Here is a 473-nt window from a genome sequence, read left to right as displayed (position 1 = left end):
ATAAACGCCCCGCTGATTGCGGGTTTTCGGCATGGTGATCACCGGCTTGCCATAGACAGACGCGCCTTTTACCGGCAGCACACGGAAAACACCGTGTTTTTTTGACCTCTGGTAGACGATTTCACCATCGATCCCCCCGGTGTCCCAGCAGACACGGGAAATGGTCATTTCGGTGCCATCCGCATGGCGGTATTTTTTGTTGATCGCCGCATCCACACGTAACAGCGTCTCTTCCTCATCAGGACGCCCCATAATGATGATTTTATCCACCAGAAAAGCTTCCTCTCCCGGTGCCCATCCCCAGACATACATCTCAAAACGGTTTCGCTGCGAGTCAATGCCCGCCGTCAGATAAACCACCCGGGCAGGCACCGCCGCCGTGTAACGCACAACCTTATCCATCAGCACCTGGTGATCGAGTTTTTCGCCCACGGCCTCTTCCCAGGTCTCGCCCAGCGTGGTGTTCACAAAGG

Annotated in this window: 1 protein-coding gene; it reads right to left on the bottom strand. The window is 55.4% G+C overall.

Translation table 11 applies throughout. The features are described 5' to 3' along the window. Positions 1-473: terminase gpA endonuclease subunit (locus tag BHE18_RS00055; protein WP_141771789.1), on the bottom strand; the 473-nt coding region annotated here is incomplete at both ends.

Origin of the sequence: Rossellomorea aquimaris (assembly GCF_001877785.1) — a bacterium.
GTDB classification, from domain to species: domain Bacteria; phylum Bacillota; class Bacilli; order Bacillales; family Bacillaceae_B; genus Rossellomorea; species Rossellomorea aquimaris_A.
This window is presented reverse-complemented; position numbering and strand designations above follow the sequence as displayed.